Here is a 25,393-nt window from a genome sequence, read left to right as displayed (position 1 = left end):
CTACGCTGGCGGTTCTTCACGCGTCGGGGGACGGGGTGTCCGACGATCTGGGGTTCGCGAAGCTGCTGGACGACGACGGTCTGGTCGCCCGGCTGCTCGGCAAGACCCACAAGGGGCGGGGCCGCCCGCTGCTGTACGGGCCCGACCTGCCGGTGGTGTTCCTCACCGGCGGACCCGGCATGGGCAAGGGGCGGCTGCTGCGCTGCGTCCGCGACGAGTTCGGGCGGCACGTCCCGGCCGCGCACCTGGACTGCGCGTCGCCGGTGCTGACCGCCCGGATCGACACCCACACCAGCACCCGCTCGGAGGCCACCGAGGCGCTGCGGGAGCTGGCCGTGCAGTTCGGGGCGTGGAGCGGCGACGGCGGCGCGATCGCCGTCCCGCGCCTGTACGCGGGCCTGGTGGCCGTCGCGGCCGGTGACCCGCTCGCGGGCGCCGCCGACGGGCTCGGCGAGGTCCGCCGCTACGACGAACTGCTGCCGAAGGGCTCCTTCTGGGGCGGGGTGCTGCACCGGGCCTTCCGGGGCTACCTCGCCGCGCTCGGCACGCTCCTCGCCGCGGCGCCGCTGGCGAACCCGCTGATCACCGCCATCCTGGACGAGCTGTTCGAGCGCACCTCGTCGGAGGGCACCGCCGCCCTGGAGCAGTGCTACGGCGCCTACTCCGGCGCCGCCGGGCACCCCCGGCTCGGCCTGCACGCCCTGAGCGTCGACTTCCAGCAGGGCGGCGAGGCCCGCGCCAACGCCGAGAGCTTCCTGTTCCGGGCGCTGCGCGCGGACGTCGAGGCGGCGTACACGTCCGTGCGGGGCCGGATGGCGCGGGCCGGGCGCCCGGCGATCCTGCTCGACCACGCCGACAACGCGCTCGGCCGCCGCCTGGTCCGCTCGGTGCTGCTGGACCGGGAGAGCGGCCACCACGACCGGGTGGTGGTCTTCGCCACCGCCCGGCGCGCGGACGGCGGCCGCTTCCTGTACCGCGCGACGGACGGCGGCGACGACCCGCCGACCGCCTGGGGCCCCGCCGACGGCGGCCTGCCCGACTGGCACCGGCCGCAGGGCGGCGTACCCGGCCTGGCCGCGCCCTGCCGCGGCGCCCTCCTCGTCCGCATGCCCGTGCTGACCACCGAGCAGCAGAACCAGGAGCTGGCCCGGCTCCACGGCCGCGGCGGCCACCCGGTGGGCGAGCACGCGGCGCGGCTGCGCGTGGAGAGCGCCGTGCACCGGCTCAGCGGCGGCCGCCCCCGGTTCGTCACCCGGCTCGGCGAGGCCGCCGCCGCGCTGAGGGTGCGCGAGGCCGCCGGGCTCACCGACTGGGACCTGCTCGACGCCCCCGTACGACCGCACGGCGACGCCGACCCCGTGCCGGTCGGGGAGCTGCTCCTGGACGACCTGGTCGCCCGGCAGCTGCCGGAGGAGTTGCCGCCGGAACAGCGCGGGAACTGGCTGGATCTGCTCAGCCACCTGTCGGCCGCGCACACCGGGCCGTGCGCGCAGCGGCTGATGCGCGCCCGGCAGGAGGGCCGCGACGAGCACCTGTCGGCGTACCGCATCGCGGAACTCCTGCACGACAGCGGCTGGCCGCACTGCCCGCGCCACTTCGTCGGCGACCGCGGCCTGCGCCAGCTCCTGACGCGGCGCCTGTACGAGATGCGGGCACCGGGGGACGCGGGCCAGGAGGCGGCCGCGCCGCCGGGCGCGCTGTGGCGGGCGGACCACGCGCTGCTGCGGGACCACTTCGCGGACCTCGGCGACGACGCCGACGACGAGCTGTTCGGCACGGCCGCCGCGCACGCCGCCCACCACGAGCTGGCCGCCCGCGGCGCCGACGGGCCCGTCGACCACCTCACCCGCACCTTCCCCGCGCGGGACGCCACCCGCGCCATGGACGACTGGTGCGACCAGCTGCTGACCATCGCGGGCGCGCCGTGCGAGGCGCCGCTCGCCGGGGCGCCCGACCAGCGGCACGCCCGCGCGCTCGGCGAGGCCCCGGTGCCCGGCGACGACGTGCTGCGCCGCCGCGTCGACCGGCTGCTGCACGCGGTGTGGCTGTACGAGGACCGCACCAGCCCCGTCGACCACGCCGTCACCGGCACCTGGCGGCAGCTGCTCGACCGGCTCTCGGACGAGCCCGCGCCGGGCATCGAGGTGCTGACGCGCACGGCCGGGCAGTGGGAGCAACGAGCGCGGGAGAAACAGCCGTTGAACCCGTGCGCGTGCACGCGGCACATCGTCGGCTGAGCGGCGGCCGGACGGAGCCGGACAGCACGGGGCACGTCACACGAAGGGGGCGGCGGTGCGGAAGACGAGCGGGCACGGCGGCGGCGGGACGGAGGCACGACGGTGCTGAACTGGCTGTACACCCACGCGTGGGCCACGCCTCTGAAGAAGGCCGTCACGGTCCTGGCGGCCGTGGCGGTGGGCGTCGCCGCGGGCATCCTCGTGCCCCGCACCGTCGGCGGCCCCGACCGGTGCGCCGACGGCGTGGAGCGGCACGGCGGCGAGTGCGTCGGCGTCAACGGATCCGGCTACGACTTCGGCGTCCCCGAGATCACCAAGGTCAGCGCGGCCATCGCCAAGGAGAACCGGCGCGTCGAGGACCAGCCGCACATCACCGTCGCCATGATGCTGCCGCTCCAGCCGGACTCCACCGCCGAGCGGCGGCAGCTGCGCAGCGACCTCCAGGGCGCGTACCTCGCCCAGTACCGCGCGAACCGCGCCGAGCAGAAGCCGCCGCTGCGCCTGGTCCTCGCCAACCCCGGCCGCGACTACGGGCAGCAGGCGCGCGTCGTCGACGAGCTGGCGCGGCTCGCCGACTCCTCCGAGCACAACCTGCGCGCCGTCACCGGCTTCAACCTGTCCCTGCGCAACACCGTCGCCGCCGTGGACCGGCTCACCAACGAGCTGCGCATCCCCGTGCTGATCAGCAGGGCCAGCGCCGACGAGCTGGCCAACGACGAGTCCCGCGACGCCAGGCCGCGCTTCAAGGGCCTCGCCCGGGTGATCCCCACCAACCAGCAGCAGGCGCGGGCGCTCGCCGCCTTCCACGGCGACCTGCGCGACGAGGAGACGGTCCTGGTGCGGGACACGCGCCCCGACGACATCTACGTCGAGTCGCTGGCGCGGGCGTTCGGCAGGGCCGACGAGCGGGCCGCGGGGCCGCCCGGCGCTAAGGACCAGGAGTTCACCTCGCCCTCGATCGGCGACCCCGGCGAGACCGGCAACGACTTCGCGCTGATCAGCCACAACATCTGCCAGTCCCGGGCCAGGGTCGTCTACTTCGCGGGCCGCCCCGTGCACCTGCGGCTCTTCGCCATCAAACTGGCGGAGGTGCCCTGCCGCGGCAAGCGGTACACGGTGGTGAGCGGCTCGGGCGCGGCCACGCTCGACCGCTATATGAGCGACGCGGACTGGGCCAAGCTCCAGGGCGGTCCCGGCGCGAAGGCGCCCACCGTCACCGTGCAGTACGCCGCTCCCGGCCACCCCGCGGCCTGGGCGACCGCCCTGCGCGGGAAGAAGGACCGGCCCGCGTACCTGACGGAGCCGCGGGCCGCGCTCGACGACCTGCGGGCCCTCGTCGGCCGCCAGGGCGCCGGGGACATCGGGCCGGTGCACCTGGACGACTCCCGCACGATGCTGGTGCACGACGGGGTGCGCACCATCGCCCAGGCGGTGTTCCTGGCGAACGCCCAGTCGCGGGGCGCGGTGCCGCCGCGCGAGCGGGTCTCGGCGCAGTGGTCCCGCCTGGAGTCCGCGCACCGGGTGGCCGGAACCAGCGGGTGGATCTGCCTCACGAACGCGGGCAATCCGTACGACAAGCCCGTGGCGATGGTGGAACTCGACCCCCGCACCCGGAAGCTGGCGTTCAAGGGGCTGGCGTGGCCGGAGGGCAAGGCCCAGCCGGGCGACTGCGTCGTGCCCAGCGGGTGACCTGCCGGTGGGGCCCGCGGTTTGGCTGCCGGTGGGGTAAGGGTGGGCCCCTTGCTGGGCGCGCCCTCTATCGCGCTGCGTGCTCGTCCTCAAACGCCGGACGGGCTTGTGCTGTGCCGGGCGGGCTTGTGCTCTGGCGGTCGGGCTAGAGCTTTGCCGGTCGGGCTTGTGCTGTGCCGGAGCGGCTTGAACCTGTGCCGGTTTATGCCGCTTGGGTGGGCGCGCCGTGGGTCTGGGCCTCCGCTTCCGCCCACTCCGTGACCAGCTTCTGGTACTCGCGGCGCTGGTCGGCGCTTAGGCGGCCGCCGCAGCGCAGCCACAGCGCACGGATCTCCTCGTTCACCTCGGCGGCGGTGCGCGTGGACCGCCTGCTCTCGGACGTGGGATTCGTGGCCATGCTGTGAAGCGTACGTGCGCGGGGGTGAAGGCGAAGTGAGACCGGTCACGAAGTGATCAACGGCTCACCGGGACCGCACGGATCAAGCCACCCCCGGGCCGCCCTCCTCGATGACGTCCACCGCGGCTTGAGGGTTGCCCGCCCCGCCCCCCAGGTCACCGGCCGCCCCCGCGTACGGATGGGCGGCGAAGTCTCCGGGACGACTTCAACGAAACGCTTGAAGTCATGGATCACGCAGAACGCACAGAGCCCGTGCAGCCGGTAGGCCGCACCGAGGAAGAGGCGCCCGCCGCCCCCGCCCGGCGGTGGTGGACGCTGCTCGCGGTGAGCGCGGCGCAGCTGCTCGTCGTCCTGGACGGCACGATCGTGAACATCGCGCTGCCCTCCGCGCAGGCCGCGCTCGGCATGTCCGACGCGAGCAGGCAGTGGGCGGTCACCGCGTACGCCCTCGCCTTCGGCGGGCTGCTCCTGATCGGCGGCCGGGTCAGCGGGGCGCTCGGCCACCGCAGGGCCTTCCTCGTCGGCCTGGTCGGCTTCGCCGCCGCGTCGGCGCTCGGCGGCGCCGCCACCGGGCCCGGCATGCTCTTCGGGGCCCGCGCCCTCCAGGGCGTGTTCGCCGCGCTGCTCGCGCCCGCCGGGCTGTCCCTGCTCACCCTCACCTACACCGGGCCGCGCGAACGCGGCCGCGCCTTCGGGGTGTTCGCCGCCGTCGGCGCGGCGGGTTCGGCCGTCGGCCTGGTCGCGGGCGGCCTGCTCACCCAGTACGCGAGCTGGCGCTGGTGCCTGTACGTGAACGTGCCGGTCGCCCTGCTCGCCGTGGCCGGTGCCGCCCTCGTCCCCAAGGACCGGCCCGTCCGCGTCGGCCGCCTCGACGTGCCGGGCGCCCTGCTCAGCACCGGCGGCTTCGGGGCCGTGGTGTACGCCTTCAGCGCGGCGGAGTCGCACGGCTGGGGTTCGGCGCGCGTGCTGGGGCTGCTTGGCGCCGGTGCCGTGCTGCTCGCGGTGTTCGCGGCCGTCGAGAGGCGGGCCGAGCAGCGGGCCGAGCAGCCGCTGCTGCCGCCGCGCGTCCTCCTGGACCGCGCCCGCGGCGCCGCCTTCCTCGCGATCACCCTGCTGTTCGTCGCGATGTTCGGCTTCTACCTGTTCATGAGCTACTACACCCAGACCGTCCTCGGCTACTCGCCCGTCGAGGCGGGCCTGACACTGATCGTGAACGCGGCCGCCGCGCTGGTCGGCGCGACGCTGCTGGCGGGCCGGGCGCACGGCCGCGCCGCGCCCGCCGCGCTGCTCCTGCCGGGGCTGCTCGCGGCGGCGGCCGGGCTGTTCTGGCTGACCTTCCTCACCGCCGACAGCGCCCATGTCCTCGCGCTGTTCCTGCTGCCCGCCCTGGTCCTGACCGGCCTCGGCCTCGGCTGCGTCATGCCGCCGACGGCGAGCCTGGCCACCGCCGGGATGCGGGGCGCGGACACCGGCGCCGCGTCGGCCGCGTACAACGCGGCGCAGCAGCTGGGCGCCGCCCTCGGCACCGCCCTGCTGAACACCGTCGCCGCCAGCGCCGCCGCCTCCCACGCCGGGTCCCCGAAGCGGGCGGCCGTCCACGGCTACACCACCGCCCTGGCCGTGGGCTGCGGCATCGTCCTGGCGGCGGCGTGCCTGACGGCCCCGCTGCTCGTACCGCGCACCCGCCGTGGCCGCACCCGCGGCGGGGCACGCGCGGGCGACGAACACCCGCATGAGTGAAGGGCCCGGGAGCCCAGCCCGCCCGACCTGGCGAACTGCCACGCTCGCGGCATGGCGAAACCCTTCACAAAGCCCGTCACGAAGCCCGTCACGAAGCCCGTCACCAAGGCCGTCGCGGGTGCGGTCCGCGAACGGACGAGCGTCCTGAGCCAGGAGCAGTTCGAGGAGCTGGCCCGGCTCGGGGTGCGGGTGGAGGAGGCCCTGCGCCTGGAGTTCGTCAACGGCAGGATCTTGGAGAAGCCCCCGCCGGACGGCGACCACGGGGAGATCATCGCCTGGCTGACGCGTCGGTGCCTCCAGGCGCACCAGGGCTGGTGGCTCTACCCGGATCAGGGCCTGAGGGCCGACACGTATCGGAAGGGCAACGCCCGCCCGGACGGTGTGCTCGTCCCGAGCGGCACCTTCGCGGGCCAGGGCGAGTGGGCCAGCGCCGACGGCGTGCTCATGGTCGTCGAGGTCACCTCGTACGACGCGGACACCGACCGCCGGGACCGCCGGGAGAAGCCGGGGGCGTACGCGCGGACCGGCATCCCCGTGTACCTGCTCATCGACCGCGAGCGGGGCGAGGTGACGGTCCACTCGCTGCCCGAGGGCGAGCGCTACGGCATGGTCGTGACCGTGCCGTTCGGCAAGACCGTCACCCTGCCCGAGCCCGTCGGCCTGGACCTCGACACCGAGCCGCTCAAGGACTGGGCCCGCTGACCCCGGCCGGGCCAGGGGCCGGTCAGGCCGTCTCGCGGAGCAGGGGCACCAGGCGGCTGGTGCTGTCCCCGCCGTGGCCCGCCTCCTCGGCCTTGCGGAAGGCGTCCAGGACGGCGCGGGGGAAGGCGGCGTCCACGCCCGCGTCGGCGTTGGTGTGGACGACGTGCTCCATGCTGGCCACGCCCATGGAGATGCGGTCCACGTCGCCCCCGTGGTTCCCGGCGTCGATCCGGGGCGCGTAGAAGTCGATGAACTGGCCCATGCCCGCGAAGTTGTGGGTGACGTACGGGGCGATCTCCGAGGCGGAGATGCCGTGCGCGCCCGCGAGGGCGACGGCCTGCCAGTAGGCGAAGATCGCGGGCCAGAAGACGACCATGTTGAGCTGGTACATCAGCGCGGCCAGGCCCGGGTCCTCGCCCCGGTAGTCCGTCTTGCCGGTGATGACCTCAAGCGCCGGGAGGTGCCGGTCGAAGGCCTCCCGGGGGCCGCTGTAGAAGGTCGACATGTCCGGGCTGCCGATGGTGGGCGGCGGGGACAGGACACCGCCGGTGAGGTGGGTGCCGCCCAGCTCGGACACCCAGCGGGCCGCCGCGCGGGCCTTCTCCGGGGTGTCGGAGCTGAGGTTCACCAGGACGCGGCCCGCGACCGCGTCCTCGGCGCCCTTGAGGGTGCCGTACATGGCGTCGTAGTCGATCAGGCTGAGGATCACCAACTCGTTGGCGCGCAGGGCCTGTTCGGGGGAGGCGGCCAGGTGGGCGCCGCGGGCGACGAGGGCGTCGGCGCGGGAGGGGGTGCGGTTCCACACCGTGACCTCGTAGCCCTTGTCCAGGAAGGCGCCCGCCATGGCCTGTCCCATGGGGCCGAGACCGATGACCGTTACGGATCGTGACACAACTGTCCCCTACTCTGCTGAAGCATGACCAAGAGTGACTAGAACGAGCGCTCTATCCAGCGCCTGGGGAGAACGTAGCACAGCTCTAGAACGAACGCTCTACTTAGGGAGTGGTTAAGGTGGGGGCATGAGCATCCACAGCGCGGCCTCCAGCACGCCCTCCAGTGCGCCCCCCAGCACGCGCGAACGCATCGTCGTGGTCGCCGCGCGGCTCATCCAGCGGCAGGGCTACGTCGGCACGGGCATCAAGCAGATCGCCAAGGAGGCGCAGGCCACGCTCGGCTCCGTCTACCACTTCTTTCCCGGCGGCAAGGAGGCCGTGGCCGTCGCCGCGCTGGAGCACGGGGAGCGGGAGTTCACCGTGCTCCTTCAGGACGCGCTCTCCTCCGAGGACGACCCGGCCGCCGCCATCGAGGCCTGCGCCGCCCACCTGGCCGTCGCGCTCCGCGAGTCCGGCTGGACCGACGGCTGCCCCATCACGGCCGCCGCCCTGGAGACCCTCGGCACGGACTCGGAGATCCAGCGGGTGTGCGGCGGGGCCCTGCGCCGCTGGGAGGCCGTCGTCGCCGACAGGCTCCGCGCCTCGGGCTTCTCCGCCGAGGGCGCGGCCGAGGTGGCCACCACGGTCATCAGCACCCTGGAGGGCGCGGAGGTCACCGCCCAGGTCAGCCGCAGCGAGGAGCCGCTGCGGGCGGCGGGGCGGCAACTCGCCCGCCTGGTGCGGACGTACGCGGCCTGACCTGTCGCCGCGTACCCGTATCCCCGTATCCCCGTACCCCCGTATCCGCGTATCCCCGTATCCGTGTACGTGTGTACGCGAGAAGGGCCGGAGCCGCGTCGCGCGGCTCCGGCCCTTCTCGATCAGGTTCCGGTCAGGTTCCGGTCAGCCCTTCGGCTCCTCCAGGCGGGGGAAGAGCACCGCGCCCTTGGTGACCGTGGAGCCCGCCGGGAGCAGGCCCCAGGTGCCCGCGTCCTGGACCCTCTGGTCGGCGAGCGCGCCCAGGCTGGCCTCGGCGCCCAGGGAGTCCCAGAGCTTCTGGGAGGTGTCCGGCATGACCGCGTTCAGCAGCACGGCGACGCCGCGCAGCGACTCGGCGGCCGTGTACAGGATGGTCGCGAGGCGGGCGCGGCCCTCCTCGGAGTCGTCCTTGGCCACCTTCCACGGCTCCTGCTCCGTGATGTAGCCGTTGACCTGCTTGACGAAGTCGAAGACGGCGAGGATGCCGCCCTGGAAGTCGAGGTCGTCGCCGATCTTCCGGTCGGCTTCGGCCACGGCCTTCGCCAGGCCGTCCTTGACCGCCTGCTCGGCCTCGCCGTCGGCCGTCGCCTCGGGCAGCGTGCCGCCGAAGTACTTGCCGACCATGGCGGCCACGCGCGAGGCGAGGTTGCCGTAGTCGTTGGCCAGCTCGCTCGTGTACCGGGCGGTGAAGTCCTCCCAGGAGAAGGAGCCGTCCTGGCCGAAGGCGATGGCGCGCAGGAAGTACCAGCGGTAGGCGTCGACGCCGAAGTGCGAGGTGAGGTCCTGCGGCTTGATGCCGGTCAGGTTCGACTTGGACATCTTCTCGCCGCCGACCATCAGCCAGCCGTTGGCGGCGATCCTGCCGGGCAGCGGCAGGCCCTGGGCCATCAGCATCGCGGGCCAGATGACGGCGTGGAAGCGGAGGATGTCCTTGCCGACGAGGTGCACGTCCGCCGGGAAGGTCTCCGCGAACTTCGCCGGGTTCTCGTTGTACCCGACGGCCGTGGCGTAGTTGAGCAGCGCGTCGACCCACACGTAGATGACGTGCTTGTCGTCCCAGGGGACCTTCACGCCCCAGTCGAAGGTGGAGCGGGAGATCGACAGGTCCTGGAGGCCCTGCTTGACGAAGTTCACGACCTCGTTGCGGGCCGACTCGGGCTGGATGAAGCCGGGGTTCGCGGCGTAGTGCTCCAGCAGCTTGTCGCCGTACTCGCTCAGCTTGAAGAAGTAGTTCTCCTCGCTGAGCAGCTCGACGGGCTTCTTGTGGATGGGGCAGGCTTCTGCCCGGCGTACTCGCCCTCGCCGTCGAGCAGCTCGCCCGGGAGCTTGTACTCCTCGCAGCCGACGCAGTACGGGCCCTCGTAGCCGCCCTTGTAGATCTCGCCCTTGTCGTAGAGGTCCTGGACGAACTCCTGGACGCGGTCGGTGTGCCGCTTCTCCGTCGTACGGATGAAATCGTCGTTCGCGATCTCCAGGTGCTCCCAGAGCGGCCGCCAGGCCTCCTCCACGAGCTTGTCGCACCACTCCTGCGGAGTGACGCCGTTCGCCTCGGCCGTGCGCATGATCTTCTGACCGTGCTCGTCCGTGCCGGTGAGGTACCACACCTTCTCGCCGCGCTGCCGGTGCCAGCGCGTGAGCACGTCGCCTGCGACGGTCGTGTAGGCGTGGCCCAGGTGAGGAGCGTCGTTGACGTAGTAAATGGGGGTCGATACGTAGAACGACTGCACGCCGTTCGCCGCCCCCTGCTTCTCGGATCCAGTGGCCGCCATGGTCGAAATCCTAACGGCCCGACGAAGATCGACTCACCCGCGTATCCGTCGCGGTACCCGGCGTGCGCGGGACGCGGAGACGGGGATGGAGGCGGGGGCGGAGGAGGGGGCGGAGGAGGGCAGGGGCGCGGGGTCGGGAGGGCGGTGAGTGTGGCTGAAAGGTGGGTGAGGCGTGGGTGGGACGTGGGCAGTATGTGGACGAAGCGTGACCACGCGGGGCAGGGGGCTTTCCGGACGAACATGTGCATAAACCCGCCAACCGCCCACGGAAGGGCCCCCTCCGGTCGGTCGCGGGTGCCAGAGTCCGGGTGCGGCGCCCGACCGGGCGCCGCTCGATGAACTGCCTGACTCAAGGAGTTCGTTCCGTGATCGTGAGGAAGAAAGCAAGCACGCTTCTCGCGGCCGTGGCCCTCGCCTCCGTGACCCTCGTCGGCCAGGCGAGCGCGGCCCCCTCGGACCACGCCCCCACGTCCGCGTCCTCCCCGGCGAGCGAAGCGGCCACCCCGGGCACCCGCGCCGACCAGGTGCGCTACGCCCCCTTCACGCTCAACCACAACGAGTCGATCAGCTCCAACACGGCCCGCCTCGTGCAGCAGTCCGACGGCAACCTCGTCGTCTACGACGAGTTCAACCGGGCCCGCTGGGCCTCCAACACCGTCGGCAAGGGCTGGACCACCGTCTTCCAGACGGACGGCAACCTCGTCGTCTACACCCGCAGCGGGCGCGCCGTCTGGGCCTCCAACACCGACGGGCACCCCGGCTCGCGCCTGGTCGTCCAGGACGACGGCAACGTCGTGATCTACGACGGCAGCCGGGCGATCTGGGCCACCGGCACCGACCACTGACGGCGCACCGCCGTTCGTCCGCACGCCTGGCCGGGCCCCCTGACCGGGGCCCGGCCTTCCGCTGTCCGGGCCGCCTACGGGCGCCGGGGGCCGTCTACGGGCGCCAGGCGCCCAGGATCCCCTCGTACAGCTCCTTGTCCGTACGGTCCTTCGGGGCCGGGCCCGCGAGGTGGTGGGCGGCGTTGTCCGCCTTGAGGCGGCGCAGGTAGTCGAAGGCCTTGCTGTCCTCGTCGCCGAAGGCGACGAACGCGAAGAACAGCGGGTGGCGCGCCGCGTCCGCCAGGGCCTGGGTGGCGGGGCCCTTGGTGTCCGGGGCGCCGTCCGTCTGGAAGATCACCAGCGCGGGTTCGCCGACGTGGTCGGACTTCTCGTAGTGGCCTACGACTTCCTCGATGGCCCGGTGGTAGCTGGTGCGGCCCATCCGGCCGCAGGCCGCGTGCAGCTCGTCGACGCGGTCGGCGTGGTCGGTGAGGGTCAGGGTGCCGGTGCCGTCGATGTCCGTGGAGAAGAAGACGACGTGGACGGTGGCGTCCGGGGTGGTGTGCGCGGCGAGCGCGACCGCCTGGTCGGCGAGGTGCTGGGCCGAGCCGTCCTTGTAGTACGGGCGCATGGACCCCGAGCGGTCCAGGACCAGGTACACCTGGGCGCGCCGCCCCGCGAGCCCGTGCTTGCGCAGCGCGGCTCCGGCGGCCTTGTACGCCGCCGCGAGGCCGGGGGCGGCGCCCTTGACGCGGGCGGCGCTCACGGCGGGCTTGACCTTGCCGGTCCCACTTCCACCGCGGGGTGCCGTTTCGGCGGGCGGGGCGTCGGCGGCTTCGCCGGTGGCCGTCGGCTGCGTGGGGTTGCCGTCCGGCGTCTGGGGCTGTGCCCACCCGTCCCGCCCTGCGGGACGATTGCCCACAGCAGGGACGGCTGCGAGGGGCTGTCCGTCGGCGTCGGGCGCCGACACGGCGGGAGCGGCATCGGCGGGCTCGGGTGCCGTTTCGGCGGGCTCGGGCTCGGTGTCGGGCGCCGTTTCGGCAGGGACGGCTTCGATGGGCTGGGCCTCGGCGCCGGGTGCCGTCGCGGCGGGGGCGGCTTCGGCGGGCTCGGGCGCGGGCTCGGCGTCGGGTGCCGTCGCGTCGGGCTCGGGCGCGGGCTCGGCGTCGGGTGCCGTCGCGTCGGGCTCGGGCTCGGCGGTGGTTGCCGTTTCGGTGGGGGTGGCTTCGCGGGGGGCGGGCGGGGCCGTTGGGTGCGGGGTTCGGGTGGGTGGGTGGGAGGCATCCGCCGCGGAGCGGCGGGCCAGGGCATCCACCGTCACATGGTCGAACGCGGCAGCGACAAGCGCCTCCGCGGGAGACGGCTCCGCCACCGCGGGCCCAGGCACGACCGCCGCGGCCTCAGGGGCAGCCCCAGCCCCGGCCTCACGCGCAGCCTCAGCCGCAGCCGCAGCCGGAGCCGCAGGCTCAGGAGTCAGCCCAGGCTCGGGAGCCAGCTCAGGCTCAGGAGCCAGCCCAGGCTCCGCCCCCGTCACCCGTTCCTGCCCAGGCGCAGCCGTACCCGCAGGTTCGGCAACCGCCTGGGGCTCAGGAGCCCGAGTACGGCGGAACGCCTTCCGCAGCCGACCCAGAAAGCCCATGTGCGCGACCCTTCACGTGAGTTGTGTCCCGTGTACCCGTGTCCCGGCCAGAGGGGACACGTAAGCGTAGCCGCCGCCCCCACGGCCCCCGCCGGGGGCCGCCCACGGCCCGGGACCCGGCAATTCACCCCGCGTTCACCCACCGTCCCCCACCCTGCCGACCACCGCCCTTATAAAGCCAAAGCACTCCCATTCGGCCACCCCTGGAGGACCCCGTGCGCAAGCTGCTGCCCCTGATCACCTCGCACCCGGGCGGCTCCGGTGGCCGCTCGGCCATGACGTGCCGGTTCCGCTGCGGCGACGCCTGCTTCCACCCGGTGCCGAACACCAGCGACAACGAGTACGTCGGCGACGTCATAGCCGGTGCCCTGAGCCGCCGTTCGATGATGCGCGCCACGGCCGTGGTGACGGTGGCGGCGTCCGCCGCGGGCGGCGTGGCGCTCGGCCCCGGCGCCGGTGAGGCCTCCGCGGCCGAGGGCGCGGCCCCGGCGGCGTACAAACCCAGAGGCAAGAAGGCCGCCCGCGGCCTGCGCTTCACGCCCGTCGCGCCGAACACCGCCGACAAGGTCACCATCCCCGACGGCTACCGCCAGAACGTGGTGATCCGCTGGGGCGAGCCCATCCTGCGCGGCGCCCCCGCCTTCGACGCGGACAGGCAGTCGGCGAAGGCCCAGGCGGGCCAGTTCGGCTACAACAACGACTTCCTCAGCCTGCTGCCGCTGCGCGGCGAGAGCGAGGAGCACGGCCGCCAGGTCCTCGTGGCCAACCACGAGTACACGGACGAAGTCCTGATGTTCAAGGGGTACGACCCCAAGAACCCCACCCGTGAGCAGGTCGAGATCGCCTGGGCCGCGCACGGCCTGTCCGTGGTCGTCGTCGACGGCGAGCGGAAGACCGGCGCGCTGCGCGCCGTCCCTCGCCACCGCCTCAACCGGCGCCTGACGGCCACCAGCAAGTTCCACCTCACCGGCCCCGCCGCCCGCAGCGAATTCGTCCGCACCAAGGCCGACCCGCGCGGTGTCACCGTCCTCGGCACGCTCAACAACTGCTCCGGCGGCACCACCCCGTGGGGCACCACGCTGCACGGCGAGGAGAACTTCAACCAGTACTTCGCCCACGCCGACAAGGTCACCGACCCCGTCCAGGCCGCCCGCCTGAAGCGCTACGGCGTCGCGGGCGGCGAGTCCGAGCGCAAGTGGGAGCGGTTCGACGACCGCTTCGACCTGACCAAGGAGCCCAACGAGCCCCACCGCTTCGGCTGGGTCGTCGAACTCGACCCGTACGACCCGGACTCCGTGCCGCGCAAGCGCACCGCGCTCGGCCGCTTCAAGCACGAGGGCGCCCAGCCGCGCCTGACCCGCGACGGCCGCCCGGTCGTGTACATGGGCGACGACGAGCGCTTCGACTACGTCTACAAGTTCGTGAGCAGCAAGCGCATGGCCAAGGGGAACTCCCGCTGGGCCCGCGAGCACAACCTCACCCTCCTCGACGAGGGCACCCTGTACGTCGCCAAGTTCACCGGCGACTCCCCGGCCACGGAGATCGACGGCACGGGCAAGCTGCCCAGCGACGGCGAGTTCGACGGCAGCGGCGAGTGGATCCCGCTGGCCACCGCGTACGCGGGCGGCAAGGCCGTCTCGCACGTGGAGGGCATGACCGCCGACGAGGTGTACGTCTTCACGCGCCTCGCCGGTGACAAGGTCGGCGCCACCAAGATGGACCGCCCCGAGGACATCGAGCCCTCGCCGCAGACCGGCAAGGTGTACGTGGCCCTCACCAACAACTCCGACCGCGGCAAGCCCGGCAAGGCCGGTGCCGACGAGGCCAACCCGCGCAACCTCAACAAGCACGGCCAGGTGCTCGAACTGACGGAGTCCCGCAACCGGCCCGAGGCCACGCGCTTCGCCTGGAACCTGTTCCTCGTCGCGGGCGACCCGAACGACCCGTCGACGTACTTCGCGGGCTTCCCCAAGGACAAGGTCAGCCCGATCTCCTGCCCGGACAACGTGGCCTTCGACCCGCACGGCAACCTGTGGATCTCCACCGACGGCAACCAGCTCGGCTCCCACGACGGCCTGTTCGGCGTCGCCACGAAGGGCGAGCGGCGCGGTGAGCTGAAGCAGTTCCTGACGATGCCGACGGGCGCGGAGACCTGCGGTCCGCTGGTGCAGGACCGGCGCGTGCTCGTCGCCGTACAGCACCCGGGCGAGGTCGACGGGGCGTCGGTCGAGAAGCCCGCGAGTGTCTGGCCGGATGGCCCTGGGCGGATCGTGCGTCCGGCGGTCGTGGCGGTGTGGCGCGCGAACGGTGACGACATCGGCGTGTAGCGAGGCTCTCCTCGCGGGGGCGCCCCTGGCCCGCCCCTTCCCGAAACTAGGGGGCTGCGCCCCCTAGCACCCCCCCTTTCGCCGCTGCGCGGCTCGTCCTCAAACGCCGGACGGGCTGAGATACGGGGAGAGCGGGGAGGCCGGGGAGCTGGGGGCGGCTTCGGTGGGGGCCGGGGGCGCCGGGGGTCTCTGTGCGCCGGGGGGTGGTGCGGGGCCCGTGCCGCGGTGGCCGAGGAGCCAGTCCTGGTACGCGGGGGACTCCGCGGCGGCCTCCCAGTACGCGGCCTCCAGGTCGTCGTACACGCCCTCCAGCTCCGCGTCCGTGCGGGCCGCGACGTAGAGGCGGACGCCCAGCGGATCGCCGTGCAGGGGTCTGACCGCCATGTCGGGTCTCGCCACGGACGTCGGCTGGCACACGGTGACGGCCTCGCCGGTGGCGACGAGCGTGGCGGCGGTGAGGTAGTCGCCGTGCAGTACGCGGGGGTTGAGGCCCGCGGCGGTCAGCACCCGGTGCAGGCCGTCCCATTCGCCGTCGACGGTGGGGTCGACCATCCACCGGTCGTCGGCCAGGTCGGCGAGACGGACCACGGGGGAGCGGGCGGCCGGGTGGTCGGCGGCCAGGGACACGAACTGCGGCTCGCGGTCCACCAGCACCCGGCGCCGCAGGCCCTCCGGGAAGCGGAGCGGGCTGCCCTCCACCTCGTGCACGAAGGCGACGTCGAGCTGCCCCTCGGCGACCATCGTCAGGAGCGCGTTCGCGGAGACGTCCATCTGGAGGGACGTCTCCGTGCCGGGTCTGCGGACGCGCAGGCGGCGCAGCCAGCCCGGTATCGCACGGCTCGCCGTGGACCCGATGCGCAGCCGGGGCGGGCCGTCGGGCGCGTGGGCGGCGGCCGCGCGGGCCTCCGTGACCAGGGCGCGCATCTCCACGACGAGGGGCCGGGCGCGGGCCAGGACGGTGCGGCCGAGGGGGGTGGGGCGACATCCGGTCCGCTCGCGGGCGAAGAGTCGGCCACCGATGGCGTGCTCGATGCGGCGCAGCTGGGTGGTCAACGAGGGCTGGCTCATGCCGAGTTGCCGCGCGGCCTTGTGCAGACTGCCGGTGTCGGCGATGGCGCACAGGGCGCGCAGGTGCCTGACCTCGATTTCCATGGCCGTGAGCGTATTGCGGGTTGCGGCGACACACCAGCCACCCAAACTCCTATGGAATCGTACGAGTTGGCCGATTCGTTCGCTGTCCGGAAGGGCCGTGATAGCCCGGCCCTATCGCCACCTGCCATCATCCGCTGGCGGCTTCGCTCCCCGACACTCACGGATACCGAAACGTTCACCTTTCACCGAACGAGTAGGGAGCCCCCCACATGCACAAGCGTTATGTGTCCGTCGCCGCCGCGCTCGGGCTCGCGGTCGCCGCGCTCGGCACGTCCTCCGTCGCGACGGCGGCCCCGTCGTCGTCCGACTCCGCCGCGTCGACGCCCTCGTCGGTCGCCCGGTACGCCGGGTCCGCCGAGGAGGCCGCCGCGAACAAGGCGTTCTTCGAGGCCGTCGTGAAGGCGGTCGCCGAGAAGCGGGCCGCGAACCCCGGCGCGCGGGTCGTCACCGTGACGTACAACGCGTCGCGCGCCCCGTCCTTCCGGCAGCAGATCGCCGCGTCCACCTCCATATGGAACGCGGCCGTCACCAACGTCCAGCTGCGTGAGGGCACCACCGGTGCCAGCTTCTCGTACCGCGAGGGCAACGACCCGCGCGGCTCGTACGCCAGCACCGACGGGCACGGCCGTGGCTACATCTTCCTGGACTACCGGCAGAACCAGCAGTACAACTCCACGCGGGTGACCGCGCACGAGACCGGGCACGTGCTCGGTCTGCCGGACCACTACTCGGGGCCGTGCTCCGAGCTGATGTCCGGCGGCGGCCCCGGCCCGTCCTGCCAGAACGCGCAGCCGAACGCGCAGGAGCGGGCGCGGGTGAACCAGCTCTGGGCCAACGGTCTTGCCAGCGCGATGAAGCAGGTCGAGGCCAAGGGCTGAGGGCGCCCGGCAGCACGGTTCGATCGGCGCTTCGCGCCTCGTCCTCAAACGCCGGACGGGCTGGATCCTGCCAGGGTTCAGCCCCTCCGGCGTTTGAGGTTCAGCGCGGGGTCGCGATGGCTCGGGCCGCGGCCACTTCCTGGCGGAGGGGTTCGAGGACGCTGTCCTCGGGCCCGGTGAACTCGACGGGCACGGGCACCAGGGCCTCCACCTCCTGGAGCCCGGCGGCCAGTTCGCGCAGCTGCTGGGACACCTCCTCGACCTCGGCGCCCCCCGGTTCGGGGGCGCCGTGTCGTACCCGGACCCGTGCCGCCGTCGTCGCGTCGACGATCCGCTCGACGGCCACCACCACCGGCCACCACGCGGCGGCCCGCGCCCCCACCGGCGGCGGTTCGCTGAGCGCCCGCTGGAACTCCGTACGGATGTCGGACAGGTCGCGGTAGAGGCGGCGCCGCATGCGGGCCCGTGCCGCCGGGTCGCCGGTGGCGCCGAACGCGCAGTCCACGTACGCCGCCGTGTCGGCGACGGCGTCGGCGAGCCGGTCGCCGACGCGGGTGTGCCAGCTCTCCGGCCACAGCAGATAGCCCGCGACGAGCGCGATGCCGCAGCCGATGAGGCTGTCGAGGAGCCGGGGCAGGACGAGGCCGAAGCCCTGGTGGTTGAGGACGTCGGACAGCAGCAGGATCACCGGGGTGATGGCGGCCGTCTGGTAGCCGTAGCCGCGCGGGGTGAGCGCGGGCACCAGCGTGGCGAGGACGAGCACCACCGGCACGTCCCACCAGCCGCGCTCCACCGACGCGAGGACGGGCGCGGCGACGAGGAGCCCGGCCGCCGTGCCGACGGCGCGCAGCACGGCGCGCGAGAACACCGAGCCGAAGTCCGGTTTGAGGACGAAGGTGACGGTGAGCGCCACCCAGTACGAGCGGGGCACGTCGATGAGGGACACCAGGGCCTGCGCGACGCCGACGCACAGGGCCAGGCGCAGGCCGTAGCGCCAGGAGGCGCCGGACAGGACGACGTTGCGGGCGGCGCGGCGGGCGCGCACACCGAGGGCGGCGGGGCGGCCGAGCCGGTCGTCGGCGCCGATGGCGCCGAGCGGGTCGGGGTCGGCGAGGGTGTCGGCGGCGTGCCGCAGCGCCTGGTGCACGGCGCGGGCGGCCGGTCCGTGCGGCGTCGTCGGTTCGCCGGGCAGGGCGAGGCCGTCGGGCGGGGTGCCGGGCCCGCGCTCGATGGCGTCGGCCAGGGCCCGTACGGCCGCCGCGAGTTCGGGCGGCAGCTTCTCGCCGTAGCGGTGGGCGGCGGGCGCGGCCTCGACGACCGGGGTGACGGCGTTCAGCTCGGCGACGAGCCGCACCAGGTCGGGGCTGCGGCCGTGGTCGCGGGTGCGGCGGGCCAGGACCAGGTCGTAGGCCTGGTTGAGGGAGGCGGTGACGGCGGCGCGGGCCGTGTCGTACGCGTCGTCGTCGCCTCCGGCGCTGTCCAGGAGCGCGGCGACGCTCCGGTAGGTGGCGGCGACGGCCGCGCGTTCGGGCACCCCCGACCGCAGGGGCCAGGCGAGCAGCGCGAGGACCAGCACGAGCAGTCCGCCGCTGGTCATCAGGGCGGGCGCGAGCCACCAGGCGCCGGGCATCGGCAGGCCCGCGCCGATCACCGCGTTCAGCAGGAGCAGCAGACCGGATACGGAGGCGACGGCGCCGATCGTCGACATCATCCCGGACACCAGCGCGACCAGCGTGACCGCGCCGACCGCGACCCAGCCGTGGCCGAAGACCAGGGCGCCCAGGGTCACGCCGAGCGCGCCGAACAGCTGGGGCACGGCGATGTTCAGGACGCGCATGCGGTAGGCGTCGGCGGTGTCGCCGATGACGCCGGACAGCGCGCCCATGCTGGCGAGGGCGCCGTACGCGGGGTGGCCCGCGGCGGTGCCGACGGCCAGGGGGAGGGACATCGCCACGGCCGCACGCGTGACCGGGGCCCAGGGGATCGGCGGGGCTGGCATGCCGCCATTATGTCCCTGACCTGCGCTGACGCCGGGGAGAAAAAGCCCGTCCGGCGTTTGAGGACGAGCCGCGGAGCGGCGATGAGGCGGGGTGCCAGGGGCGGCGGCCCCTGGTTTCGGTGAAGGGGCGGGTCTGGGGCGCACCGCGAGGGTCACGGCGCGCGGTGGAGGGTCAGGGTCACCAGGAGCGCGCGGTGGTCGGTGTGGGGGACGTCCAGGACGCGGGCGTCGCGCGCGGCGAAGTCCGGCGTGGTGAGGACGTGGTCGATCTGCGTGCCGAAGGGGCGGGGCAGCAGCGAGGGCCAGGTGGGGGTGCGGGCGGCCCCGGCCTGCCGGGCGGCGTCCCGCAGCCCCGCGTCGAGGACGCCCCGGAACGCCGCGTGGTCCTGCGTGGCGTTGAAGTCCCCGGCGAGGATCGTGGCCCGCCCGTCCCCGTCGGCGGCGAAGTCCCGCAGCGCCCCCAGCTCGCGCCGCCACCGCGCGACGCCCCCGGGCGTGGGCGGCATGGGGTGGGCGAGCTGCACCCGCACGGGCACCCCCTTGACGTCGGCGACGGCGCCGGGCATCCCGAGGGTGCCCCGCACCCCGGTGGCGGGCTTCAGCGGCACGGTGGAGAGGATGACGGACCCGTCGGCGCCGTCGCCGTCGGCGGCGACCCGGTAGGGGTAGGCGGACCGGGGCAGCTCCGCCCGCAGCCGCGCCGCGCACCCGCGGTCGCACTCGGGCACGAAGACCAGGTCGGGCCGGTGCTCGCGCACGGCGTCGACCAGGCCCGCCGTGCCGCGCCCGAACTCGACGTTGGCGGTGAGCACCCGCAGTTCGGCGAGGGGCGGCCCGTCGGGGTCGGCGACCTTGCCGTAGGGCTCCATGTACCAGGCGAGCAGGGCGAGCGCGGCCACCGACCACACCAGGCCGGTGCGCCAGCGCCCGTACGCGGCGAGGAGCAGCGCGGCGACGGCGGGCGCGAGCAGCCACGGCAGGAAGGCGAGGGCCTGCGGCACGGGCGTGACCGCGTCGGTGTCGGCGGCCCGGCAGCCGAGGACGGCGCTGACGCCGAGCAGCAGCACCCCGCCGGTCCAGGCGGCGACGCGCTGCCGCCGGGGCCGCCGGGCCCGCACCGCCTCGTCCGCGTGGGCGCCCGCGTCGGGCGCGGGCGCGCCGGGCGGTGCCGTCACGTGCTCCAAGGGGCGGCCTTTCGTCGACGGCGCACTGTCCTCCCTTACAGACGACGGGGCGTGACGGAAGGTTTCCCGCCGACGGGCCGCCGCCCCCACCGCCCCCACGCCCAGGTTCCCGCGGCCACCGCGAGCCCCACCCCCAGCAGCACCCACGCCGTGGTGCGCAGTGTCGCGGTGAGCGCGTCGTAGACGGCGGCCGCGGCGGCGCGGGACACGTGCGGCGGCAGGTCGTCGAGGGTGAGGGCGCGGCCGACGGCGACGGCGGCGGCGAGCAGGGCCGCGCCGAGGGCGGTGCCGAGCGCGGTCGCGGCGACGGCGCGGCGGCGGCGCACGGCGAGGAGGATGCCGCCCGCGGCGAGGACCACCGCGGCGACGGGCAGCCACAGTCCGGCGACCTGGAGCATGCGGAACCCCTTCCGGAAGTCGCCGAGGTCCTCGGCCCTCATCACGGTGATCCTGGTGTGGCGTACGGGGATGCGGTCGGCGAACGGCACGCCGTCGGCGTCGAGTTGCCGCTTGACCTGCTTGGTGATGGGCGCGAGGTCGAGGGTGACGGCGTTGTCGGCGCCGCTCTCCAGGGCGTCGCGCACGGCGGCGTGGGCGGCGCGGTTGGCGGTGTCCCAGGCGGCGCGGTAGGCGGCGGTGCCGGTGAAGGACCGTACGGCGTCGCGGACGAACGACTCGACGGCGGACTGGAGCGGACCGGCGTCGATCTCCTTGGTCACGGAGTCGGTGACGGCGTCGGCGACGGCGGCGCGCACCGCCGCGTCCGAGGCGAGCGGCGCCATCGTGGCCACGTACCGGTCGGTGTCCTCGATCTCGTACCGGGCCCAGGTGGCGACCGCGCCGAACGGCACCAGCAGGCAGGCGAGGGCGAGCAGCGCGGCCGCGAGGGCGGCGCGCGGGCGCGGCGGCAGCCGGGGCCGCGGGGGCGGCGGGGGCACGGGCACGCCATCCAGGCAAGGCCCCGGCCGCGCGGGGCGCCACCGGGGTCACTGCATATGGAGCACAGGCATCACCACCGGCGTCGGCAGCGGCCTCGGCCCCGGCGTCACTTGCGGTTGTACAGCCGCATCGTCACCGGTCCGAAGACGGCCACGAGCAGCGCCGCCCAGCCGAGGCTCCAGGCGATCTCGGCGCTGGGCCAGTCGCCGTCCATGAGGCCGCGGACGGCGGAGGCGAGGTGGGTGATCGGGTTGTTGTTGACGAACGCCTGGAGCCAGCCCGGCATGGTCTGAGGCTTCACGAAGATGTCGCTGAGGAACGTCAGCGGGAACAGCACCATCATGCTGACGCCCATCACGGACTTCTCCGTGCGCAGCAGCAGCCCGAACATCGTCCACACCCAGGAGAAGGCGAACGAGAACACGATCAGCAGGACCACGCCGAGCAGCACGCCGACGGCGCTGTCCGGCCGGAAGCCCATGATGAGGCCGACGCTCAGCATCACCACGGACGCCATGGCGTACCGCAGGGCGTCGCCGAGGAGGTATCCGACCATGGTGGACGGCCGCCAGATGGGCAGCGAGCGGAAGCGGTCGAAGACGCCCTTCTCGATGTCGGTGTTGACCGAGACGCCCGTGTACATCGTGATCATGACGACGGACATCACGAGGATGCCGGGGAGCAGGTACTGGATGTACTCGCGCGGCGACCCGGCGAGCGCCCCTCCGAAGAGGTACGTGTACATCAGCACCATCATGACCGGGAACGCGGTGACGTCGAAGAGCTGCTCCGGCACGTGCTTGATCTTCAGTACGGCGCGCCAGCCGAAGGTCAGGGACGCGGAGAGCGCGCTGGGGCGCCGCGGGCGGTCCCGGGCGATGAGCAGCTCGGCGAGGGAGTCGGTGCGGACGGGCGCGAGGTCCTGGGCCTCGGTGCTGGTCGCGGTGCTCATGCGTGGGCCTCGGCTTCCTTGCGTACCTGCGGGTCCTTCGGGTCCTGCGGGACGGGGCCCTGGTCGGGCACCGGCTTTCCGGTGAGGGCGAGGAAGACCTCGTCCAGGCTGGGCTGGCCGAGCGAGAAGTTGTCGACGGTGATGCCCGCGCGGGCCAGTTCGGCGAGCGCGCGGGACGCCTTCTCGGCGGCGGCCTCCTCGGCGCGGGCCGAGCCGTCGCCGACGCGGGCGGTGAGCGCGACCGGGTCCGGCTCCAGCTGCACCGCCGCGTCGAGGGCGCGGCCGAGCAGGTCGGCGGCCTCCTGGCGCTGGTGCGCGTGGCGCAGCCGGACGTGGACGGAGCCCGCGCCGACCGACGCCTTCAGCTCGCCCTTGGTGCCCTCGGCGATGACCCTGCCCTGGTCGATGACGGCGATACGGGCCGCGAGCTGGTCGGCCTCGTCCAGATACTGCGTGGTCAGCAGCACCGTCGTGCCCTGCGCGACGACCGCGCGGACGATGTCCCACACCTGGTTGCGGCTGCGCGGGTCGAGGCCGGTGGTCGGCTCGTCGAGGAAGAGCAGGTCGGGCGTGTTCAGGATGGAGGCGGCGATGTCGATGCGGCGCCGCATGCCGCCCGAGTAGTTCTTCACCTGGCGTCCGGCGGCCTCGCTGAGCCCGAAGGCGGCGAGCAGCTGCTCGGCCCGCGCGTACGCCGCCTTCTTGGCGTGGCCGGTGAGGCGGCCCAGCAGGACCAGGTTCTCCGTGCCCGTGAGGTCCTCGTCGACCGAGGCGTACTGCCCGGTGAGGCTGACCATGGAGCGGACGGCGTCGGCCTCGCGGACCACGTCGCGGCCGAAGACGCGGGCCTCGCCGCCGTCCGGGCGCAGCAGCGTGGCGAGCATCTTCACCGTCGTCGTCTTGCCCGCGCCGTTCGGCCCGAGCAGGCCGTAGACCGTGCCGGAGGGGATGGCCAGGTCGACGCCGTCCACGGCGCGGTTGTCCCCGAACGTCTTGACCAGGCCCGCGGTCTCGATGGCCAGGCCGTCGGGGCCTGGCCTGCGTGGCGGCTGCTTGCTGCTCATGTCCTTACGCCTTCCGATTGCGGGTCTTCCGTGCGGTTCGGTAGCGGTGCGTCATGAGGGGAGACCGGGCGTGGTACGGAAACTCATCGGTCGGCTCGTTCGAGAGGGGAACAGGTGCGCGACCGGTGCTTCTCAGGGTGGCACGCGCTCGGGTGGAAGGCGGGGTCGAACGGGTGTTTCCTGGGAGGAGGCCGACGCCTCCCGGACAGAGAGGAACCGCCATGGCACTCACCGCGCACGGCACCCCCGGCGTCCGCTCCCTCTCCCACGCGTGGGCGGGGCCCGTCCTGCTCGCCGTCGTCTACGGCGTCTGGGCCGCGGGCATCCACCGCGACGGGGGGCCGATCACGGGCTCCAACGTTCTGTACGGCGTCGTCACCGGCGTCGTCTTCGCCGCGCTGTACGTCGCGGTGCGGCGCCTCGCGCCGGGGCTTCCGCGGGAGCTTCGGGCCGCGGCGTGGGCCGCCTTCGCCGGGGTGTCCTTCGGGTTCCTGTACAGCCTGACGGACGCGAGCGTGCTGCGGTCCGTCGTGATGGCGGGGGTGGTCGCCGCCGGGGTGTTCGCCGCCGCGTTCTACCACTTCTACACCCGGGAGTGACCCCCTGGCTGTGGGTGGGCGCCCCTCTCCCCACCCGCCCGCCCTTCATCGCGCTGGCGCGCTTGCCCTCAATCGCCGGGCGGGCTTTTCCCCACCCGCCCGCCCTTGATCGCGCTGGCGCGCTCGTCCTCAAACGCCGGACGGGCTGGATCGTCGCGCTGCGCGCTCGTGCTCGTGCTCGGGCGGTGGGGTGGGGGGATTCAGCCCGTCCGGCGTTTGAGGACGAGCCGCGGAGCGGTGATGGGGGGCCGGGGCGGAGGCCCGGGGAGGGTGGGTGGGTGGGGGAGTTGGGTTACCGGTCCGTGGTGGGGGTGTCGCCCGCCACGCAGAGGGCCCAGATGACGAACACGCCGAGCGCCAGCGAGATCAGGGCCCACAGCGGCGTGTACGGCAGCCACAGGAACTGGGCGACCATGGCGACCGCGGCGAGCGCGATACCCGTGGCGCGGGCCCACTCGGCGCCCTTGAGGATGCCCCACCCGGTCACGGCGACGAGCACGCCGAGGACGAGGTGGATCCACCCCCAGGCGGTGAGGTTGAACTCGTACACGTAGTCGCCGACGCGCGCGTACACGTCGTCCTTGGCGATGCCCGCGATGCCCGTGAGGACGCCGAGGACCCCGTACACGAGCATCAGGACACCGGCGAAGAGGGCGCCGCCGGTGGCCCAGGGGCTCGCGGGCGGCGCGGGGCGCTGTGGTGAGGTCATGGCCCGAGCGTCCGGCGGCGGGGCGGCGACGGCCACCAGGGGGACCCGTTCGAGCGAGCCCCGGCACCGGAGGGCTCAGCCCCGGCGGGTCTCCAGGCCGTCCAGGAGGCAGGCCAGGCCCTCCTGGAAGTAGTCGGCCCGCGCCTCGGGGGCGTTGGCCCGGGGCCCGGCGGCGTACGCCTTCCGCAGGCGCGGATACCGCTGCACCGCTTCGGCCGCCGCGGGCGTCACCTGCGCCAGCCACTCCTCCTCGGTGCGCCCGCTGCGGGCGAGCGCGGTCAGGTAGGCGGCCTCGGTGGTGGCGGTGCCGATGGCGTACGACCAGATGGTCTTGAGGGCGGTCTCGGAGGTCGCCAGGTCGAAGCCGCCGGTCTCGAAGAGTTCGAGGACGTCCTCGGACAGCCGCATCATGTTGGGGCCGAGGTGGGCCATGCCCAGCTCGCCGAGGACGTTGGCGATCCAGGGGTGGCGCAGCAGCGCGGCGCGGATGTTCCGCGCGTACTCCAGCGTCGCGGCGCGCCAGCCCGCCCGGTCGGCGGCCTTCGGCACCTCGATCTCGCCGTACACCCGGTCCACGGCCAGCTCGATGATCTCGTCCTTGTTGGACACGTGCGTGTAGAGCGAGGTGGCGCCCGCGTTCAGGCGGGTGCCGAGCTTGCGCATGCTCAGGGCCTCGATGCCCTCCGCGTCGAGCAGGGCCAGCGCCTCGGTGACGATCTGGTCGCGGCTGAGCGCGGGCTGCTCGCGGCGCGGGCGCTGCGGCCGGGTCCAGACGGAGATCGCGGTCGGCTTCTCGGTGCGGGGCATGCGGCGGCCACCCTTTCTCTCTGCTGCTCCCGCCCACCCTAGCCCATGATCCGCACGTCGTTCGGGTGTTGCGAACAGCGTGCGGGCTCCGTACAGTGTGCGGAGTCAGCGAACAGTGTACGAAGAGATGAGCGGCGGGTGCTGCGGCACGCGCC

General features: G+C 73.8%; 20 protein-coding genes and 1 pseudogene. 9 read left to right on the top strand and 12 right to left on the bottom strand.

Annotated elements, in window-relative coordinates; all coding sequences use genetic code 11:
- Positions 1–35: 35 nt before the first annotated feature.
- Complete coding sequence (locus tag ACOBQU_RS18690) at positions 36–2,237, top strand: hypothetical protein (protein WP_423628443.1); 2,202 nt, start codon at positions 36–38, stop codon at positions 2,235–2,237.
- A gap of 102 nt (positions 2,238–2,339) precedes the next feature.
- The gene (locus ACOBQU_RS18685; RefSeq protein ID WP_423628441.1) at positions 2,340–3,926 is read left to right on the top strand and encodes an amino acid ABC transporter substrate-binding protein; all 1,587 of its coding nucleotides are present in this window, start codon (positions 2,340–2,342) and stop codon (positions 3,924–3,926) included.
- Positions 3,927–4,128: 202 nt separating this feature from the next.
- On the opposite strand, the gene ACOBQU_RS18680 is transcribed toward ACOBQU_RS18685, so the two are convergent.
- On the bottom strand, positions 4,129–4,323 hold the full coding sequence (locus tag ACOBQU_RS18680; protein ID WP_423628439.1) for a hypothetical protein: 195 nt from the start codon (positions 4,321–4,323) through the stop codon (positions 4,129–4,131).
- A gap of 225 nt (positions 4,324–4,548) precedes the next feature.
- Between ACOBQU_RS18680 and ACOBQU_RS18675 the strand changes: the two genes are divergently transcribed.
- Together ACOBQU_RS18675 and ACOBQU_RS18670 are read left to right on the top strand one after the other, a co-directional pair.
- Complete coding sequence (locus ACOBQU_RS18675) at positions 4,549–6,063, top strand: MFS transporter (protein WP_423628437.1); 1,515 nt, start codon at positions 4,549–4,551, stop codon at positions 6,061–6,063.
- 51 nt (positions 6,064–6,114) lie between these two features.
- The gene (locus ACOBQU_RS18670) at positions 6,115–6,765 is read left to right on the top strand and encodes a Uma2 family endonuclease (protein ID WP_423628436.1); all 651 of its coding nucleotides are present in this window, start codon (positions 6,115–6,117) and stop codon (positions 6,763–6,765) included.
- A 22-nt stretch (positions 6,766–6,787) separates the two neighbouring features.
- On the opposite strand, the gene ACOBQU_RS18665 is transcribed toward ACOBQU_RS18670, so the two are convergent.
- On the bottom strand, positions 6,788–7,657 hold the full coding sequence (locus ACOBQU_RS18665) for an NAD(P)-dependent oxidoreductase (RefSeq protein WP_423628434.1): 870 nt from the start codon (positions 7,655–7,657) through the stop codon (positions 6,788–6,790).
- A 127-nt stretch (positions 7,658–7,784) separates the two neighbouring features.
- On the opposite strand from ACOBQU_RS18665, the gene ACOBQU_RS18660 reads away from it, so the two are divergent.
- Positions 7,785–8,396 carry a TetR/AcrR family transcriptional regulator gene (locus ACOBQU_RS18660; protein WP_423628433.1) on the top strand — a complete coding sequence of 204 codons (612 nt, stop codon included), beginning with the start codon at positions 7,785–7,787 and terminating at the stop codon, positions 8,394–8,396.
- Positions 8,397–8,540: 144 nt separating this feature from the next.
- On the opposite strand, the pseudogene metG reads toward ACOBQU_RS18660, so the two are convergent.
- Positions 8,541–10,165, bottom strand: a pseudogene (gene metG, locus ACOBQU_RS18655) (methionine--tRNA ligase).
- A gap of 371 nt (positions 10,166–10,536) precedes the next feature.
- Here metG and ACOBQU_RS18650 point away from each other — a divergent pair.
- Complete coding sequence (locus tag ACOBQU_RS18650; protein ID WP_423628432.1) at positions 10,537–11,010, top strand: hypothetical protein; 474 nt, start codon at positions 10,537–10,539, stop codon at positions 11,008–11,010.
- 94 nt (positions 11,011–11,104) lie between these two features.
- On the opposite strand, the gene ACOBQU_RS18645 is transcribed toward ACOBQU_RS18650, so the two are convergent.
- On the bottom strand, positions 11,105–12,304 hold the full coding sequence (locus ACOBQU_RS18645; RefSeq protein ID WP_423628430.1) for a VWA domain-containing protein: 1,200 nt from the start codon (positions 12,302–12,304) through the stop codon (positions 11,105–11,107).
- 539 nt (positions 12,305–12,843) lie between these two features.
- On the opposite strand from ACOBQU_RS18645, the gene ACOBQU_RS18640 reads away from it, so the two are divergent.
- Positions 12,844–14,955: a PhoX family protein gene (locus ACOBQU_RS18640; protein ID WP_423628428.1), complete on the top strand. Its 2,112-nt coding sequence runs from the start codon at positions 12,844–12,846 to the stop codon at positions 14,953–14,955.
- Between the two features lie 99 nt (positions 14,956–15,054).
- On the opposite strand, the gene ACOBQU_RS18635 is transcribed toward ACOBQU_RS18640, so the two are convergent.
- The gene (locus ACOBQU_RS18635; protein WP_423628426.1) at positions 15,055–16,107 is read right to left on the bottom strand and encodes a LysR family transcriptional regulator; all 1,053 of its coding nucleotides are present in this window, start codon (positions 16,105–16,107) and stop codon (positions 15,055–15,057) included.
- A 209-nt stretch (positions 16,108–16,316) separates the two neighbouring features.
- Between ACOBQU_RS18635 and snpA the strand changes: the two genes are divergently transcribed.
- Entirely contained in the window at positions 16,317–16,985 is a 669-nt protein-coding gene (gene snpA / locus ACOBQU_RS18630; RefSeq protein ID WP_423628424.1) for a snapalysin, read from the top strand.
- Positions 16,986–17,085: 100 nt separating this feature from the next.
- Here the strand turns inward: snpA and ACOBQU_RS18625 are convergent, their stop codons facing one another.
- The 5 genes from ACOBQU_RS18625 to ACOBQU_RS18605 all read right to left on the bottom strand — a co-directional run bounded on the left by ACOBQU_RS18625 (position 17,086) and on the right by ACOBQU_RS18605 (position 23,123).
- Positions 17,086–18,984, bottom strand: coding sequence for an FUSC family protein (locus ACOBQU_RS18625; protein WP_423628423.1), 1,899 nt, complete (start codon positions 18,982–18,984; stop codon positions 17,086–17,088).
- 152 nt (positions 18,985–19,136) lie between these two features.
- Entirely contained in the window at positions 19,137–20,168 is a 1,032-nt protein-coding gene (locus tag ACOBQU_RS18620; RefSeq protein WP_423628422.1) for an endonuclease/exonuclease/phosphatase family protein, read from the bottom strand.
- A 35-nt stretch (positions 20,169–20,203) separates the two neighbouring features.
- Positions 20,204–21,112: a hypothetical protein gene (locus tag ACOBQU_RS18615; RefSeq protein WP_423628420.1), complete on the bottom strand. Its 909-nt coding sequence runs from the start codon at positions 21,110–21,112 to the stop codon at positions 20,204–20,206.
- A 101-nt stretch (positions 21,113–21,213) separates the two neighbouring features.
- Positions 21,214–22,059, bottom strand: a complete 846-nt coding sequence (locus ACOBQU_RS18610; RefSeq protein ID WP_423628418.1) for an ABC transporter permease — start codon at positions 22,057–22,059, stop codon at positions 21,214–21,216.
- Positions 22,056–23,123 (bottom strand): ATP-binding cassette domain-containing protein, encoded by a 1,068-nt coding sequence (locus ACOBQU_RS18605; protein ID WP_423628417.1) that lies wholly within the window; start codon positions 23,121–23,123, stop codon positions 22,056–22,058. Before ACOBQU_RS18605 ends, ACOBQU_RS18610 begins: the two co-directional genes overlap by 4 nt.
- Before the next feature lie 221 nt (positions 23,124–23,344).
- On the opposite strand from ACOBQU_RS18605, the gene ACOBQU_RS18600 reads away from it, so the two are divergent.
- Positions 23,345–23,722: a hypothetical protein gene (locus ACOBQU_RS18600; RefSeq protein ID WP_423628415.1), complete on the top strand. Its 378-nt coding sequence runs from the start codon at positions 23,345–23,347 to the stop codon at positions 23,720–23,722.
- Positions 23,723–24,014: 292 nt separating this feature from the next.
- Here the strand turns inward: ACOBQU_RS18600 and ACOBQU_RS18595 are convergent, their stop codons facing one another.
- Together ACOBQU_RS18595 and ACOBQU_RS18590 are read right to left on the bottom strand one after the other, a co-directional pair.
- Positions 24,015–24,431, bottom strand: coding sequence for a DUF7144 family membrane protein (locus ACOBQU_RS18595; protein WP_423628413.1), 417 nt, complete (start codon positions 24,429–24,431; stop codon positions 24,015–24,017).
- 75 nt (positions 24,432–24,506) lie between these two features.
- Positions 24,507–25,238, bottom strand: coding sequence for a TetR/AcrR family transcriptional regulator (locus ACOBQU_RS18590; protein ID WP_423628411.1), 732 nt, complete (start codon positions 25,236–25,238; stop codon positions 24,507–24,509).
- Positions 25,239–25,393: the final 155 nt, after the last annotated feature.

It is taken from the genome of Streptomyces sp. G45 (assembly GCF_049542095.1).
Taxonomy (GTDB): Bacteria; Actinomycetota; Actinomycetes; order Streptomycetales; family Streptomycetaceae; genus Streptomyces.
The sequence above is the reverse complement of the archived record's forward strand: the minus strand, read 5'-3'. Positions and strand labels throughout refer to the sequence as shown.